The sequence below is a fragment of the Acinetobacter sp. LMB-5 genome (assembly GCF_001541635.1).
In the GTDB taxonomy this organism is placed as follows: Bacteria; Pseudomonadota; Gammaproteobacteria; order Pseudomonadales; family Moraxellaceae; genus Acinetobacter; species Acinetobacter pittii.
Genome location: NZ_LRDR01000003.1, coordinates 50,899 through 66,368, shown reverse-complemented (window position 1 = coordinate 66,368; position 15,470 = coordinate 50,899). Strand labels below are relative to the sequence as shown.

Genomic DNA, 15,470 nt, shown 5'->3' with positions numbered 1-15,470 from the left:
GAGACATGGCAGAACGCCTAAATAATGACTTTCAATTTCTGGATGTACCACGCCAAGATCCAGAGAAAAAAGATATTACTGTCCGCAAAGCAGAATTTGTGGAAATTTATAAGCCTTTTACATCGGAAACTGTCACTAATCAGACTCACCGTTGTTTAGGCTGTGGTAACCCATATTGCGAATGGAAATGTCCTGTACATAACTACATTCCAAACTGGTTAAAACTGATCGCTGAAGGCCAAATTTTCCAAGCTGCTGAGCTTTGTCATCAAACCAACACACTACCTGAGGTATGTGGTCGCGTATGCCCACAAGACCGTTTGTGTGAAGGTGCTTGTACCTTAAATGATGGTTTTGGTGCAGTAACCATTGGTAATGCTGAGAAATATATCAATGACACAGCTTTTGCTTTAGGCTGGCGTCCAGATATGTCAGGCGTAAAATGGACTGACAAAAAAGTTGCAATTATTGGTGCGGGTCCTGCTGGTTTAGGCTGTGCGGATATTCTAGCTCGCGGTGGCGTTAAACCAGTTGTATTCGATAAGCGTCCTGAAATTGGTGGCTTACTTACATTCGGTATTCCAGAATTTAAAATGGAAAAGGACGTAATGAAACGCCGTCGTGAAATCTTCACAGGTATGGGCATCGAATTCCGTTTAAATACTGAAATTGGTAAAGACATCACGATTGATGAATTACTTGCAGAATATGATGCTGTGTTCATGGGTATGGGAACTTATACCTACATGAAAGGTGGTTTCCCAGGTGAAGATCTTGATGGTGTTTATGATGCACTTGATTTCTTAATCTCTAACGTGAATCGTTGCCAAGGTTGGGAAAAAGATCCAAGTGAATATATTAGCCTAGATGGTAAAAAAGTTATTGTTCTTGGTGGTGGTGATACCGCTATGGACTGTAACCGTACTTCTTTACGCCAAGGTGCTCACGATGTAACTTGTGCATACCGTCGTGATGAAAGCAATATGCCGGGTTCCGCACGTGAAGTAAAAAATGCCTACGAAGAGGGTGTGAAATTCCTATTCAATCGTCAACCAGTCGAAATTGTTGGTGAAAACGGCAAAGTGACAGGCGTAAAAGTAGTAACGACACAAATGGGTGAACCAGATAGTCGTGGCCGCCGTAGTCCTGAGCCAATCCCAGGTTCTGAAGAAGTATTACCAGCTGATGCAGTTTTACTTGCTTTCGGTTTCCGCCCAAGCCCAGCAGACTGGTTTGGTAATGTGAATATCAATCTTGATGGTTCAGGCCGTGTTGTCGCAGCTGAAAAGCAAGAATTCAAATTCCAGACATCAAATCCGAAAATCTTTGCTGGTGGTGATATGGTACGTGGCTCAGACCTTGTCGTTACTGCGATCTGGGAAGGCCGTCAAGCTGCCGAAGGCATTTTGGATTATCTTGGTGTTTAATAAATTAATTTGTTAAATAACTGAAAAAAGCCTACTTCAAGTAGGCTTTTTTTATTGTCTACCATTAGTCACTTTGATGTTTTTGGCAAATATAATAAGCTTTTTTGCCCTTTTTAGCGTTTAAAGCTCGCGACATACTCGAAACTTCCTTCTTCAATACAGTAGGTGTTGAATATGAACATCGCAGGTATGACGGCAGAAAAATCATATTTAAATCGTCGAAAAGCGTTGGGTATTACAGTGCGTCGTCTTGAATTTAATCCAAAGGCGATTAAGCGGCACTATTTTGCAAATTCACCCCTCATGTCGCATTTTTTAACTGCACTCTCAGCAACATTTCCTGTAGGAGAGCAGTTTTTTGTAAATAGCGTCCGTAATGTGCGTGATAAAGTCTCAGATCCTCAGCTACAAGCACAAATTGCGGCTTTCATTGGACAAGAGGCCATGCATTCCAAAGCTCATAGTGAGTTTAATGAAGCTTGGCGAACGGATGATTATAATCTGGACAGTTTTCAAAATTGGCTAAATGAGCGCGATAAATATTTAAGAACAATTCCACCTAAGCTGCAATTGGCACTCACCTGTGCATTTGAACATTTCACTGCTTTACTTGGGGGATATGTTTTACAACATCCAGAGTTATTAAAAACCCTAGATGAAGATGCGCTAAAACTTTGGGTATGGCATGCGATTGAAGAAATTGAACACCGTTCGGTTGCATTTGATGTTTATCAACATATATATGGTGATGATCGTATCCGTCGCCTACTCATGCGTAGCGTCACTACTGGATTTGCGAGTCTCGCTTTTTATGGGACAACTCGTTTATTTTGGCAAGATAAATGGAATAGCGTACCTAAAATTGGGGGTAATTTATTTGGATTATATTTGCTGATTAAGATGCTTGTTCAGTTAATGCCTGAATACTTCGCATATTACAAAAAAGACTTTCATCCGAGTCAAAAAGATTATGGCAGGATGGTTAATTATTGGAAAAGTTCTTTAGCAGAAGAATATCAAATGGCAAGTTTTGAGCAAGAAAAAGATCAGCGATTGAGCTAATAGATAACCGGATTTAAAAGTCCGGTTTTTTAAAATCAATAAAATAAAAGCAACACAATAATGCCTAATTCATCATACAATCAGGTAAAGAGGTTAAAAATATAAAGAAAAACTTGAGGATAATGTGACGATGAAAACGTTGAAACAATTTGCGATCGCAACAACACTTGCCAGTACCTTACTGTTTTCGGGATGTGGCTATAACACTCTACAAGTAAAAGATGAGGCTGTAACAGCAGCGTGGTCTGAAGTACAGAACCAATATCAACGTCGTTCAGATTTGGTACCAAATCTTGTGAACGTCGTTAAAGGCTATGCTAAGCACGAAGAGCAAGTATTAACTGAAGTGACACAGGCACGTTCTAATGTGGCAGGTTTAAAAGTTGATAAAGAAGTTTTAGAAGACCCAGCTTTACTTGAAAAATATCAACAGGCTCAAAGTCAATTAACAGGGGCGTTATCTCGACTCATTGCTGTTTCGGAAAATTACCCAGATTTGAAAGCCAATACTCAATTCCAAGAACTACAAGTTCAGCTTGAAGGTACTGAAAACCGTATTGCTGTTGCGCGTAATCGTTATATTACAACAGTACAAGACTATAACTCATATGTGCGTCAGTTCCCTCAGGCAGTAACAGCAAAAGTAATTGGTATGCATCCAAAAGCCAATTTCTCTGCAGAAGCATCTGCACAACAGGCTCCAAAAGTTTCTTTTGATTAATTTTACAAATCAAAGGAGTGCCGTATGAGAAATACTCTATTGCTTCAATCAAAGCAAATTAAGGTCTTTATTTCGACCTTAATTTTGCTTTGTTGTGGTGTTCTTTTTCAGAATACGGCATGGAGTGAAACTAATATTGCAACTGCTACCGATGAGGGAGACGCAATAGTTGCTGGCAAAATTGTTCAAAAGCAACAAACTCAAGCTGCTGCAACTAAAATAGAGGGGCAAGCTGCTTCAAGTCCTGCTCCTCAAGTCCAATTTACTAATGATATGGCTGATGGGGAATCAATTCGTGGTTTGCCAACTTTAAACCAGCCTGTTATTGATCAAGCCAATATCTTAAGCGAGGCTGAGAAGCAGCAACTTAATCAAAAAATTCTAAGTTTATACCAACAAGGCAAAGCGCAGATTGGTATTGTGATTGTTCCTACCACTGGCCAAGAAGATATCTTTGATTATGCGTTACGTGTTGGTGAAAAGTGGCAATTGGGATCATCTAAACGTGATAATGGATTACTCATTGCAGTCGCTGTAAATGACCGCCGTATACAAATACTAACTGGTTATGGCCTAGAAGGTGTGTTGCCAGATATTGTGGCAAGTCGGATCATTCGAAACCAAATTACACCTTATTTTAAACAAGCCCAATATGCACAAGGTTTGAGTGCAGGTATCGATGAAATCGGAAGAATTTTAAATCTTGACCCAGAAGTAGCACAGCAAGCTGCTCAAGATTTAAAAGAACGTCAGCATCAAGCTGCAGAAGAACAGCAAGCCAAGCAGACAACGCTGACAATGGCTTTATTTATTCTTGTTGCTGGAATTGTGGGTTCATTTATTGTCGGTCGTCCGCTTAGTGCATCTACAGCTGGTGTTGCTGCTGCAGTAGCAGGATTCGTAAATGGAGCAGGGCTAGTCACTAGCTTACTACTTGGTTTTGGTATTTTCTTTTTACTCATTACATCAATTGCCCAATTTATTTTACAGGCCATTCTGAGTGGTTCTGGTGGCGGTGGACGTGGAGGAGGCTTCGGCGGAGGTGGCGGAGGCTATGGTGGCGGCGGAGGCCGTTTTGGCGGTGGAGGTGCTTCAGGCTCATGGTAACAACATCAGAGACAACACAAATTATTACTCAACCAAAAATTGAGGAATCTGTAGAGCCAAGCATAAAACGTTGGTTTAAACATCTATGCTATTTACCTGCTAGTAGTCGTTATTTTTCAAAACAAGATAAGCAAGCTATTGCCGATGCTGTACAACAGGCAGAACATGGCCATGTTGGAGAAATACAGGTTGTAATTGAAGGCCATATTCCAGTATCACAAGCCTACAGACAAAATACGCGTTTAAGAGCACAGCAATTATTTGCAGAATTAGGTGTTTGGGATACTGCATTAAATAGTGGTGTATTGTTATACCTAAATTTATGTGAGCGAACAGTAGAAATTATATTTGATCGTGGTATTAGAAATGCGACTAACGATCAAGTCTGGCAACAGATTTGTGAAGCAATAGTACAGAAGCTTAAACAACAACAATATCAACAAGCTGTAGTGATTGGCGTACAACAAATTGGGGAAGTGATGTCGCGGTTTTATGACGAAAACATGCCTGATCAATCCAATGAATTGGGGAATGCTCCGATTATTCTTAATTAACTCGCCTTGTAACATTCCAGTATTAGCTAATTTCATAATTTTACTTTTAAAGGTGACTGACAAAAAATGTCACCTACTTATTTATTTTTAAAGAGATTTTGTTCACATAAATAAATATGAACTTTGAATTGTGTAATTTATTTTTTTTAATACGTGAAGTGTTTTTATAAAAATTTATATGACATTTTTTGTCAATTACTTACACCGATTTAATGTTTAAGAATAGTTGATTGTAATATAAGTATTTGTTTTTTAATTAAAATAAAAGTTGGCATGGATGTTGCGATATAGTTAATAGCTGAAAAAGCTTATATAAAAACATACATACAATCTTTGGGGAAAAGGCTATGAATGCACAAAAAGGTTTTACATTAATTGAACTCATGATCGTAGTTGCCATTATTGGTATTTTGGCAGCGATCGCAATTCCTGCTTATTCAGATTATACCGTACGTACACGTATTTCTGAGGGATTAAATTTAGCGGATAGCGCAAAACAAATGATTGCATCAGATGCTGCTTCAGTAAACGATTTAAAGTCGGTAGCTGCTACTTGGAATGCGCAAGCTGCAGGCAGTGGTGCAAACTCTAAATATGTTACTTCTGTACAGATTGATGATGAAACTGGCGAAATTGAAGTCATCTATAACGGAGCAGCAGTTGGTGTTGGTGCAGCCGCAAACACACTCTTCCTTAAACCTTATGTTCGTGCTCAGGCTGCAGGTAACCCAGGCATAGAATTAGATGTTGCATTAAAAAATGGACAGACTGGAGCAATTGATTGGGGGTGTGCATCTGCTACACATAAAGCTGCTACAGATTCACAATTAGATCAAGGTTTAAGTGCTGGTACATTAGAAGCAAAATTTGCTCCAGCTGCTTGCCGTTAATTTTTAGATAAATAAAAAAAGACCGTTTTTTCGGTCTTTTTTATTAAGTACAGAATAGTTAAGAGTATTAAGATGTCTAAGCGCTTTAAATTCTTTTTAAGTCACCTATCTATTTCGATGATAGTAGCTTTAATTATTCTCATTTGTTTTTTTCTTGTTTGGTATCCAGAACCTTTAGCCAAAGCTGTAGGAGCTATTCACCTCTTTATAATGATAATAGCTATAGATGTTATATTAGGCCCTACCTTAAGCTTCTTTGTATATAAAGAAGAAAAGAAAACACTTAAATTTGATTTAACAGTAATCATCCTAATTCAAATTTTAGCTTTAGGATATGGTTTATATAGCATTGTTCAAGGTCGACCTGCTTGGGTGATCTATAATGTTGATCGTTTTGAGCTTGTACGTAATAATGAAATTGCTAATACCAATCTTCAAACAGTTCGGCCACAATTCCGTTATCCTTCTTGGTTTAAGCCCAGCTTTGCCGCTGTTGAAGTGCCAAAAAATAAGGAAGAGCGCAATAAAAGTATGTTTGATGAAATATTTAGTGGTATTTCTTCTGCTCAACGGCCAGAACTTTATGTAGATTTAGTACAAATTAAGCCTCTTATACAGCATAGAGTTCAAAACTTAAATGAGCTTGAAAAATTTAATTCTAAACAGCAAGTAAAAGAAATTCTAAAAAAATATCCATCAGCCGATGCTTGGGTTCCTTTAAAAGCGAATGCTATAGATATGGTTGTGTTGATGAATAAGAGCTCTGCTCAGGTTGTTAAAATTGTTGATCTAAGACCTTGGAAGTAAAAGTAAGACATAGGATGAGGGAATATAAATAGGACTTAATTCTTATCATCCTCTTCCATGTATAATTCTCCCAAGTTTTGGCCTTTAACCTTTTACTATGCAAGTATTCTTCCTATTCCTCGCTGCAATCCTGTTGAGTTTTGCATGGTTGTCTCCATTTCATTATAGCCCTTGGGTGATGTTCTCAAGTGAAGTCAGTACTTTTGGGGCCGGGTTATGTGTATTGGCGGCTCTAATTCAACAAAATATTAAAATTCCTAGAGCACAACTATTGTTGCTGCCATTTACTTTAATTCCTATTGTCCAGTGGGGCTTTGGTTTAGTTTTTGATTTAAGTACGGCTTTATTAAGTACATTTTACTTATTAGGTTTTTGGTTTATGGTCTTGGCTGGCTATAACCTATCTTTAGATCAAAAAAAGAGAGATCAAATTTTTTCAGGTTTTAGCTTACTAGTAATTATTACATCGCTATTAACTAGTCTTATAGCAATTTTCCAGTGGCTGAATATTGAATCACATTTAATTTATACACTTCATCTAATTGGTAATCGTCCTTACGGTAATTTTGGTCAACCCAACAACATGGCGACATTCTTAATTATTGGGTTGTTAGGATGTTTATATTTATATGAAAAAAATAAAGTAACATTGTGGTTATTATTGCCTTCAGCATTGATTATTTTATTTACCATTGCATTGAGTCAGTCTCGAACTTCATGGATCGTTTTTCCATTCCTATTCATCTACTGGGTGGTTAAGCAATTTAAAAAGCAAAAAAGATTTGGATTTACTCAAGGCTTCTTATGGTGCTTAGCTTTTTTTCTAATTGCGGGGCTAATCTTACCTTATATTACTCAATTTATTGAATTCTCTACAAATACAGAAATTACTGAAACAAGTTCGTTTGTCGCGCGTGCGGGGTCGGGGCATGAGCGTATAGGGATGTGGATACAAATATTACATGCTATAGCTCAACAGCCATGGTTAGGGTATGGATGGAGTCAAACTAGCGTTGCTGTAGTTGATAGTATCCAATATGGGACAGTGCATGTATGGTTTAATAGTGCTCATAATGTGCTACTGGATATCATCATCTGGAATGGTATCCCATTAGGCGCTGTAATCATTACTTACTTTGTTTTTTGGTTTATTTGGTTAAATCAACAGGCTAAAAATACTATCTCAATTATAGCGATTATGATGGTATGTGCGGTACTTATTCATGCTATGTTTGAGTTTCCCCAGCGCTACGCTTATTTCTTGCTTACCAGTGGATTCCTTCTTGGTATAGTGCAAGCTCAGATTCCTGTGCTTAAAGAAATTGTCCTCAGTAAACATCTTCTTCGTTTAACATGGGTTGTAGGCTTGCTGCTCATTATTACAATTCTGCGTGATTACAATGTCTATGTTCTGAATAGTAATTTGCTTTTTAATAATAAGCGCCCAAACGCTGAATTTATGGGAAGTGGTAAAATTTTTGTTTTAACACAGTTTGAGCAGCGTTTAAAATGGATTGAACTTAATCCTAGAACTACCTTATCTGAGAATGATTTAGTGGAATGGGGAAATTTAGTAAAGAATAAAGCAACTCCATACAACTTACGTAAATACGCAAAATTGTTGGCTTACAATGGCAAAGTGGAGCAAGCACAACAGCAGATATTAATTTTACAACATCTTTATAGACAGAAAATAACGCTATCGGAATTACTAAAAGAGAAGTAATAAAAAAATCCCCTTAAGTATAAGGGGATTTTTTATGAGAAATTACATTTGGCTCTGGATATAATTTTCAATACCAACATTGCCAATAAGATCAATTTGGGTATCTAACCAGTCCCAGTATTCTTCTTCTTTTTCTAAAATTTCTTGAACAAGGTCACGAGTGACATAATCTTGCTCTGTTTCAGCTAGAGCAACCGCTTTTTGAATTGCTTCTATATTCTCTTTTACTTTACGAATGTCACAGTGCAGAACTTCTTCTGTGTGTTGACCAATATAAAGCTTGCCTAAATGTTGAAGGTTAGGTAGTCCTTCTAAAAATAAAATACGTTCAATGATTTTATCTGCATGTTTCATTTGACGAATTGATTCTTTATATTCAGCAGAGCCAAGCTGCTCGATTCCCCAGTCATTAAACATGCGCGAATGTAAAAAGTATTGATTAATTGCAGTTAAATGATGATACAGCACTTGATTGAGCTGATTAATGACATCACGATTGCCTTTCATTGTAGCTACTCCAAAACAATTTCTGCCTCAAACTTAATTAAGGCAATCTATAAATCCATTTTAGTGAACAATCATGGAGATGGCGAGTAATTTATGGAACAGCAAATGAAAATCGCAATCAAAAACAACACAATATTAGAAAGGATGTTTTTATGTCAAAAAAACCGCTTGAATGAGGAACTATAAAGGTTCAGCAAAAAGCGGTGGAGGAGTCAATAAATTTTGTTAGATATTAATTTTTATTATGCAGCCACAGAAATGCGAGCAGCGATTTCTGCTAATTCTTCGCTAATGATAGCGCGAGCTTCTGGTGCACAGCGTCCACAGCACGTACCAAGATCAAGCAAGTCGCGAATTTCACGATAGCTTTCAGCGCCATTTTCAATAGCGTCTTTAATATCCTGATCGGTAATGCCACGACACAAGCAAACGTACATGGGAGTGATCCCCAAATATAAATGCGATAATTGATATTATTGATAATTATTATCGTTTGTCAATGAAATTCATTTAAAATCTCATTTATCATTATTGGGATTTTGAATAAAAAAAGACCACCTAAGTGGAAATCCAAGAAGAATTTAGATTTTTATGCAAAGGTGGTTCGTGTTTTAAAAAACTAAATAGTGAAATTTAGATATTTTAATTTTTATATCTTATTGATTAATAATTACAATTCCGTCCATTTCCACTAATGCACCTTTTGGTAAGCTCGCTACACCAAGAGCTGCACGTGCAGGGTAGGGTTGAGCAAAATATTCACCCATAATTTGGTTTACGAGTTGGAAATTTGATAGATCTGTTAAAAAAATATTGAGCTTAGCAATATCTGCAAGTGAACCACCAGCAGCTTCACAAACTGCTTTTAAATTATCAAATACACGGCGAATTTGAGCTTCGATACCTTCTACAAGTTCCATACTGTATGGGTCTAAACCAATTTGCCCTGAAAGATATAGCGTATTGTCTACTAAAATAGCTTGAGAGTATGTGCCGATAGCAGCAGGGGCATTTTCAGTATGAATGACTTGGCGGGACATTTGGTTCTCCTTGATTAAATCTATTTCCATCATAATCGATGATAGCTTTGGACAAAAGTATCATCGATTTAATTGATTAAGTGAATTTGGAAAGTTTGATTTTGTTAAGGAAACATAAATCTAGTCAATTGTCTCTCTAGAAATTTAGCTTACTTTTGAAATTTCCATTTGTGGAGCAGGAGCGTCTAAACGTTCAATCCGTGGGAAACCATAGTGCATGCGTAAATCACGAATGACTTTTGCAATATGTTTACGGTTATTCACTACAATATTCACAAAAGTTCTTTGCTCATTTGAGTGAACCATCTCTACCCCAGCGTTATTTTTACGACATTGATAGATTAGGTCTGATACCTGTTCATCATTCATTGCCATATAAATAGCGAGGTAGGCTGTAAAACGTACATCATCTACATCATCTGCTTTCCATTGAAGCGGCATGATATTTTCAGGATGTAGATGTTGTTCATGTAATAAGTTATGACAGCGAATTCGATGCACAATTAACCCGCGACGCGTTAAATGTCCTTGAATTGGATCGCCTAGAATAGGGTTGCAGCAGTGTGCATATTTAACATCGACCCCTTCCGTGCTTTGAATAAGTCGATCTGAGTTTTCCACTTGCGGATGTTTATCATGAGCAAACAGGTGGTTTGCTACAAGTTGAGGTAGTAAATCGCCAACTGCAATTTGTTCAAACAATGTATTTTTATTATCGATGTGACGCCATTGCAATAGATCTAACCAGTCCGCTTCAGAAAGATCATTGATTGAACGATTAAAAAGTTTTAGTGCACGAGAAAGTGCTTGTGCACCAACAAGACGTTGTTCTTCGATATCTTGATCTTTAAGCACATGCTGTAATGCACGACGCGCTTTTTGCGTATTAATAAAGCTTAGCCAGTCTGGGTTTGGTGTTGCTAAAACATCCGTAATAATCTCGATAACCTGACCGCTAACTAATGGTGTAGAGAGTGGTTTAATCTCTCCATCGACTTTTGCACCAACCGCATGGTTACCTAAAAATAAGCTTGCTGAATAAGCAAAATCAACTACGGTAGCGCCTTGCGGTAGCTCATGCAGTTGACCATGGGGCGTATATACCCAGATTTTTTCTTGGTGTAGATAATCAAGCAAATCATTAAAAGTTGTTTTAGCGCATTCGCCGTCAATCAATGTATTTAAGTTCTGCATTGAAGCCTGAATGGCAGAACGGCAAGTTTGCGGCGCATTTTCGCCTAATACTACCCCAAAACGGGCAGCTTTACGCATGAGCTCGGTTTGAATGGTAAGTGATAGTGTTGTTTTTTCGCCTTTAAGCTTTATCAGTAAAGACTGATTACCGCCGGGTAATGGGCGACGAATGTGGTCTTGGTACTGGATAACCTGAAAGTTTTCTCTTAATGCTTCTTCTAAGCGGTCACAGTCGGCAATGCTTTGTAGAACAATTTCAAAAGCATGACTATGAGTAAGTTCTTGGAGATCCATCTCGTTTTTAACGAAATGGCGTAATAATTCGATATTGTTATTTTTCTTTTTAATACGGCCTTGAATATGATAATTATGCAGAAGTTCTGCGAGGTTTTGTTCCCAAATACTTTGATATTTACAGCGTTCTGGCTTTGTTTGAAGCAAAGCATTTTGGACGTTATCAAACATATCTAGATCAAGGTTTTGATAACAGAGATTCTCTAGATTATCGCCCATTTCATTCATGCCGACTAATCTCGCCATCGGTACAAATATATCAAAAGTTTCTTGAGCAATGCGGGCACGTTTATCTGGACGTAAAGCACCTAGAGTTGTCATATTATGATAGCGATCTGCTAATTTAATAATGATGACGCGTGGATCTTGTAAGGTGGCTTGCAAGATTTTTCGGAATGAAGCTGCCTTGTTATATTCTTTATCGCTTGATTGGCTAAGTTTGGTTACACCATCGACTAGCTCTGCAACTGTTAGGCCAAATTTCTCAATAATATCTTCTTTTGTATATTGAGTATCTTCAATAACATCATGCAAAAGTGCAGCCATTAAAGTTTCAGCATCTAAACGCATGTTTGCAAGAATACAGCTTACAGCAATCGGATGTAGAATATAGGGTTCGCCACTTTTACGCGTAATGCCAGTATGCGCTAGATCGGCAAAATCGCAGGCAGCAAGCACTTTTTCGACTTCGCTTACCGATAAGTAAGGGTCGATAATTAATTTGAGCTGTTGCTTGGCTTGGCTGACCTCTTCGCCTGGCATAAATCACCCTTTTTCCTATTGCTGAAAAACTAAATCTATCTGCTTCTTAATGAAAAGCATATTGCGGAACTTGTCAATTTTTTCATTTGAAAAAGTGTATTTTTTTTTCAATGAAAATAATTGCTTTTCTCAATATGTTTAAATATGGGACAAAGCCAAATAAAAAACCATCGCAGAAAAACGATGGTTTTTTTATGAAACAGAGTGAATTAGAAAGAAAAACCTTCTAAATTCAAGCTGTTTGTAGAAAGGGCAAGATCAAGACTAGAAGTTTGGTAATCTTGCTCACGTTGTTTAAGAATTTCTTTCGTAACGTGCCCTGCCGCGATTTCGCGCAAAGAAACTACAGTCGGTTTGTCATTATCCCATTCTACAGTTGGCTCCATGCCTTGACGTGCCAATTGACGAGCACGTTTACTTGCAACGAGCACAAGCTCAAAACGGTTGTCTACATGATCTAAACAATCTTCAACGGTGACGCGTGCCATAAAAGTTCTCGTTTTGGAATGGTGAATTTGAACAGACTAAATAGTATAAAAGGCTTTCGATCTAGACTCAAGTTATTCCTGTTTTGGTTGAGGAGTAATCAAGTCCTGAATTAAAGTTTGATGACGTTTTGCTTGCTGAGATAGCACCAAACGGTTCGCTGTAATCACAGCTTCAAGCTCATGTAAGGCTTTATTAAAATCATCATTAATAATGATGTAATCAAAGTTCGTGTAGTGCTGCATATCTTCTACTGCACAGCTTAAACGATGCTCAATGACTTCAACTGAGTCAGTGCCGCGATTAGATAAACGCTGACGTAGATCAAATTGAGTTGGAGGTAAAATAAATATTTGCTTGGATTCAGGGAAAAGCTTGCGGACTTGTTCTGCACCTTGCCAATCAATTTCAAGTAAGACATCGTGTCCTTGAGCTAACTGTTGTTTTACCGTAGCTTGAGAAGTGCCATAGTAGTTACCAAATACTTCAGCGTATTCGATAAAGCCATCATGGTTGACTTGGTCTAGAAATTCATCTTTTGTAGTGAAGTGATAGTGAACACCATCTAACTCACCGGGACGTTGACCTCGGGTTGTATGCGAGACTGAAACATGTAAATTGCTCACACGGTCAAGCAGGGCTTTCACCAAAGATGTTTTGCCCGTTCCTGATGCAGCAGAAACGACAAACAATAGACCCGACATGATATTTTTCCTGATATGATAAAATATCTTCGCTATTGTAGTGTACCGTGCGTTTAAACTGAATAGTTTTAATTGCAAATATTCAAGAGAAATTCCCCTGTTTTATTAATTTTGAGGCTGTTATGGAAATTGTGTTAGCTAATCCGCGTGGTTTTTGTGCCGGTGTTGATCGAGCCATAGCAATCGTCAATCGGGCTTTAGAATGTTTCAATCCTCCTATTTATGTACGTCATGAAGTTGTACACAATAAATTTGTGGTAGATGACTTGCGTCAAAGAGGGGCCGTTTTTGTTGATGAACTAGATCAGGTTCCAGATGACTCAATTGTAATTTTTAGTGCGCACGGTGTTTCAAAAGCAGTTCAGCAAGAAGCAGAGCGTCGAGGTTTAAAAGTTTTCGATGCAACTTGTCCTTTAGTGACTAAAGTTCATATTGAAGTGACTAAATATGCGCGTGAAGGGACAGAAGCTATTTTAATTGGTCATGAAGGACACCCAGAAGTCGAAGGCACAATGGGGCAATATGACAAATTAAAAGGCGGCGATATTTATTTGGTTGAAGATGAAGCTGATGTTGCTGCACTTACCGTTCGACATCCTGAAAAACTTGCATTTGTAACTCAAACAACGCTATCTATTGATGATACAGCTAAAGTTATTGATGCTTTACGTGCAAAATTTCCGCATATTCAGGGCCCACGTAAAGATGACATTTGCTACGCAACTCAAAACAGACAAGATGCTGTGCGTGATTTAGCTGAAAAGTGTGATGTGGTTTTAGTTGTAGGTTCACCTAACTCATCAAATTCAAATCGATTACGTGAGCTTGCAGAACGTATGGGTAAAGCCGCTTACCTTGTAGATAATGCTGATCAGTTAGAGCAAACATGGTTCAATGAGACGTGTAAAATTGGTGTTACCGCTGGTGCCTCTGCACCAGAAATTCTAATTAAGCAAGTGATTCAACGTTTACAAGATTGGGGTGCTCAAGCACCGAAAGAATTAGATGGGCGTGAAGAGAACATAACTTTTAGTCTTCCTAAGGAATTACGTATTCATGTGACTCAAGCGTAAAGTGTGATTTATTTAACATACTGATTTTAAAAAGTTAAACAGATAATTGTTGATATGACAGTTATCTGTTTTTTTATACCCTTTATCTGCTTTGTATTTGTTTTGTAAACATAAGGCGTAAAATTTAAACAATAAATAAAAATTTTTAAGTTATTTGGGGTTCTGGGAATGAGGGGAATTATTCCGCAAGACGGGTTCACCTTGGTTGAGCTTATGGTGACGATTGCGGTCATGGCTATTATCGCGATGATGGCTGCACCACTATTTGGGGATATGTTGATTAACCAAAACTTGAATAAAAGTACGGAAGATCTAATTTCAAGTATAGATCAAGCTCGTATGAAAGCTGTATTAGAGCGTAGACAAATAAAAGTGCAATTAAACTCTACTTATACTGCGGATACTAATAATCAAATCAATTGGATGCCAAGTGGGAAAGCTCAATTAAGGACGGGATCTAATACCTCTTTAATATTTTTGATGTCTGGTTTAGTAAAAGATGCAACCGGAGATACTACATTTGAAATTTGTAATAAAGCAGGTGGTGATAAATCAAAAATTATTAGTGTTTCAAGAATGGGGGTAATTCAGTTAACCATGATGGGAACATGTTCATGAAGAATATTAAGTATCAACAGGGTATGGGGATGATTGAGATTCTAGTTGCTTTACTGATTTTGGCGATTGGGATTTTAGGATTTATTGCTTTGCAATATAGAGCTTTGGAAGCAAGTGCAGAGAGCACATCACGTGTACAAGCAATTACGATCGCTCGGGATATAGCCGAACGGATTAGAGTTAATCGTAATTCTTTATCTATTTATAACCAGCAACTTCAAGATCCTGCTAAGCAAAAAGACTTTATTAAAAATTGCTTTCAGGACAATTGTAGTGATACAGATTTAGCAGATTTCGATGTTGCACAGGTTGTTAAAAGTGCGTCTTCTGTAGGCATGACTGTGAATATGGTTGCTTGTCCAAAAACTAATAATCGTCAATGTGTTTATATTGCATGGGGCGATACGAGTGCAACAAATGGCACTAGTCCGGGAGATTGTACTCAAGATACTTCGTATAGCGATAATTCAACTTGTGTGATTATGGAGACCTATTAAA

The 15,470-nt window shown here is 37.7% G+C and carries 17 protein-coding genes and 3 pseudogenes; 12 read left to right on the top strand and 8 right to left on the bottom strand.

All coding sequences use genetic code 11. The annotated features are described in order from the left end of the window. Nucleotides 1–5: 5 nt before the first annotated feature. From AW165_RS03715 to AW165_RS03680, 8 genes are all read left to right on the top strand, one after another. Nucleotides 6–1,427 (top strand): glutamate synthase subunit beta, encoded by a 1,422-nt coding sequence (locus AW165_RS03715; protein ID WP_002117101.1) that lies wholly within the window; start codon nt 6–8, stop codon nt 1,425–1,427. Between the two features lie 174 nt (nt 1,428–1,601). Next, nucleotides 1,602–2,489: a metal-dependent hydrolase gene (locus AW165_RS03710; protein ID WP_060464988.1), complete on the top strand. Its 888-nt coding sequence runs from the start codon at nt 1,602–1,604 to the stop codon at nt 2,487–2,489. 130 nt (nt 2,490–2,619) lie between these two features. After that, nucleotides 2,620–3,210 carry a LemA family protein gene (locus AW165_RS03705; RefSeq protein WP_002117090.1) on the top strand — a complete coding sequence of 197 codons (591 nt, stop codon included), beginning with the start codon at nt 2,620–2,622 and terminating at the stop codon, nt 3,208–3,210. A gap of 24 nt (nt 3,211–3,234) precedes the next feature. Then, nucleotides 3,235–4,317, top strand: coding sequence for a TPM domain-containing protein (locus tag AW165_RS03700; protein ID WP_060464987.1), 1,083 nt, complete (start codon nt 3,235–3,237; stop codon nt 4,315–4,317). Then, nucleotides 4,311–4,871, top strand: a complete 561-nt coding sequence (locus AW165_RS03695) for a TPM domain-containing protein (protein WP_060464986.1) — start codon at nt 4,311–4,313, stop codon at nt 4,869–4,871. The genes AW165_RS03700 and AW165_RS03695 overlap by 7 nt, the downstream gene beginning before the upstream one ends. 347 nt (nt 4,872–5,218) lie before the next feature. After that, a complete protein-coding gene (locus AW165_RS03690; protein ID WP_060464985.1) occupies nt 5,219–5,761 on the top strand; it encodes a pilin in 543 nt (180 codons plus the stop codon). Between the two features lie 72 nt (nt 5,762–5,833). Continuing rightward, entirely contained in the window at nt 5,834–6,568 is a 735-nt protein-coding gene (gene tfpZ / locus AW165_RS03685) for a TfpX/TfpZ family type IV pilin accessory protein (RefSeq protein WP_060464984.1), read from the top strand. A gap of 97 nt (nt 6,569–6,665) precedes the next feature. After that, complete coding sequence (locus tag AW165_RS03680; protein ID WP_060464983.1) at nt 6,666–8,294, top strand: PglL family O-oligosaccharyltransferase; 1,629 nt, start codon at nt 6,666–6,668, stop codon at nt 8,292–8,294. A 42-nt stretch (nt 8,295–8,336) separates the two neighbouring features. On the opposite strand, the gene bfr is transcribed toward AW165_RS03680, so the two are convergent. Both bfr and AW165_RS03670 read right to left on the bottom strand, forming a co-directional pair. Next, the gene (gene bfr, locus AW165_RS03675) at nt 8,337–8,801 is read right to left on the bottom strand and encodes a heteropolymeric bacterioferritin subunit Bfr (RefSeq protein WP_005067113.1); all 465 of its coding nucleotides are present in this window, start codon (nt 8,799–8,801) and stop codon (nt 8,337–8,339) included. A gap of 242 nt (nt 8,802–9,043) precedes the next feature. Next, nucleotides 9,044–9,238 carry a bacterioferritin-associated ferredoxin gene (locus tag AW165_RS03670; protein ID WP_000289091.1) on the bottom strand — a complete coding sequence of 65 codons (195 nt, stop codon included), beginning with the start codon at nt 9,236–9,238 and terminating at the stop codon, nt 9,044–9,046. A gap of 102 nt (nt 9,239–9,340) precedes the next feature. Here AW165_RS03670 and AW165_RS20050 point away from each other — a divergent pair. After that, nucleotides 9,341–9,418 (top strand): annotated as a pseudogene (locus AW165_RS20050) (hypothetical protein); the annotation flags it as partial. A 39-nt stretch (nt 9,419–9,457) separates the two neighbouring features. On the opposite strand, the gene AW165_RS03665 reads toward AW165_RS20050, so the two are convergent. From AW165_RS03665 to gmk, 5 genes and pseudogenes are all read right to left on the bottom strand, one after another. Continuing rightward, the gene (locus AW165_RS03665) at nt 9,458–9,841 is read right to left on the bottom strand and encodes a RidA family protein (RefSeq protein WP_002116996.1); all 384 of its coding nucleotides are present in this window, start codon (nt 9,839–9,841) and stop codon (nt 9,458–9,460) included. 144 nt (nt 9,842–9,985) lie between these two features. Further along, entirely contained in the window at nt 9,986–12,091 is a 2,106-nt protein-coding gene (locus tag AW165_RS03660; RefSeq protein ID WP_002116807.1) for a RelA/SpoT family protein, read from the bottom strand. A gap of 15 nt (nt 12,092–12,106) precedes the next feature. Next, nucleotides 12,107–12,262, bottom strand: a pseudogene (locus AW165_RS19620) (hypothetical protein). A 38-nt stretch (nt 12,263–12,300) separates the two neighbouring features. Next, nucleotides 12,301–12,579: a DNA-directed RNA polymerase subunit omega gene (rpoZ, locus tag AW165_RS03655; RefSeq protein ID WP_002116990.1), complete on the bottom strand. Its 279-nt coding sequence runs from the start codon at nt 12,577–12,579 to the stop codon at nt 12,301–12,303. A gap of 72 nt (nt 12,580–12,651) precedes the next feature. Then, nucleotides 12,652–13,281: a guanylate kinase gene (gmk, locus tag AW165_RS03650; RefSeq protein WP_002116973.1), complete on the bottom strand. Its 630-nt coding sequence runs from the start codon at nt 13,279–13,281 to the stop codon at nt 12,652–12,654. A 122-nt stretch (nt 13,282–13,403) separates the two neighbouring features. Between gmk and ispH the strand changes: the two genes are divergently transcribed. Beyond that, nucleotides 13,404–14,354: a 4-hydroxy-3-methylbut-2-enyl diphosphate reductase gene (ispH, locus tag AW165_RS03645; RefSeq protein ID WP_060464982.1), complete on the top strand. Its 951-nt coding sequence runs from the start codon at nt 13,404–13,406 to the stop codon at nt 14,352–14,354. 12 nt (nt 14,355–14,366) lie between these two features. Here ispH and AW165_RS20275 read toward each other — a convergent pair. Next, nucleotides 14,367–14,614 (bottom strand): annotated as a pseudogene (locus AW165_RS20275) (hypothetical protein); the annotation flags it as partial. Here AW165_RS20275 and AW165_RS03640 point away from each other — a divergent pair. Together AW165_RS03640 and pilV are read left to right on the top strand one after the other, a co-directional pair. Further along, on the top strand, nt 14,523–14,972 hold the full coding sequence (locus tag AW165_RS03640) for a pilus assembly FimT family protein (protein WP_060464981.1): 450 nt from the start codon (nt 14,523–14,525) through the stop codon (nt 14,970–14,972). The pseudogene AW165_RS20275 and the gene AW165_RS03640 sit on opposite strands and share 92 nt — an antisense overlap. Continuing rightward, nucleotides 14,969–15,469, top strand: a complete 501-nt coding sequence (gene pilV, locus AW165_RS03635; protein WP_081309672.1) for a type IV pilus modification protein PilV — start codon at nt 14,969–14,971, stop codon at nt 15,467–15,469. The genes AW165_RS03640 and pilV overlap by 4 nt, the downstream gene beginning before the upstream one ends. The last annotated feature ends 1 nt before the right edge of the window (nt 15,470 follow it).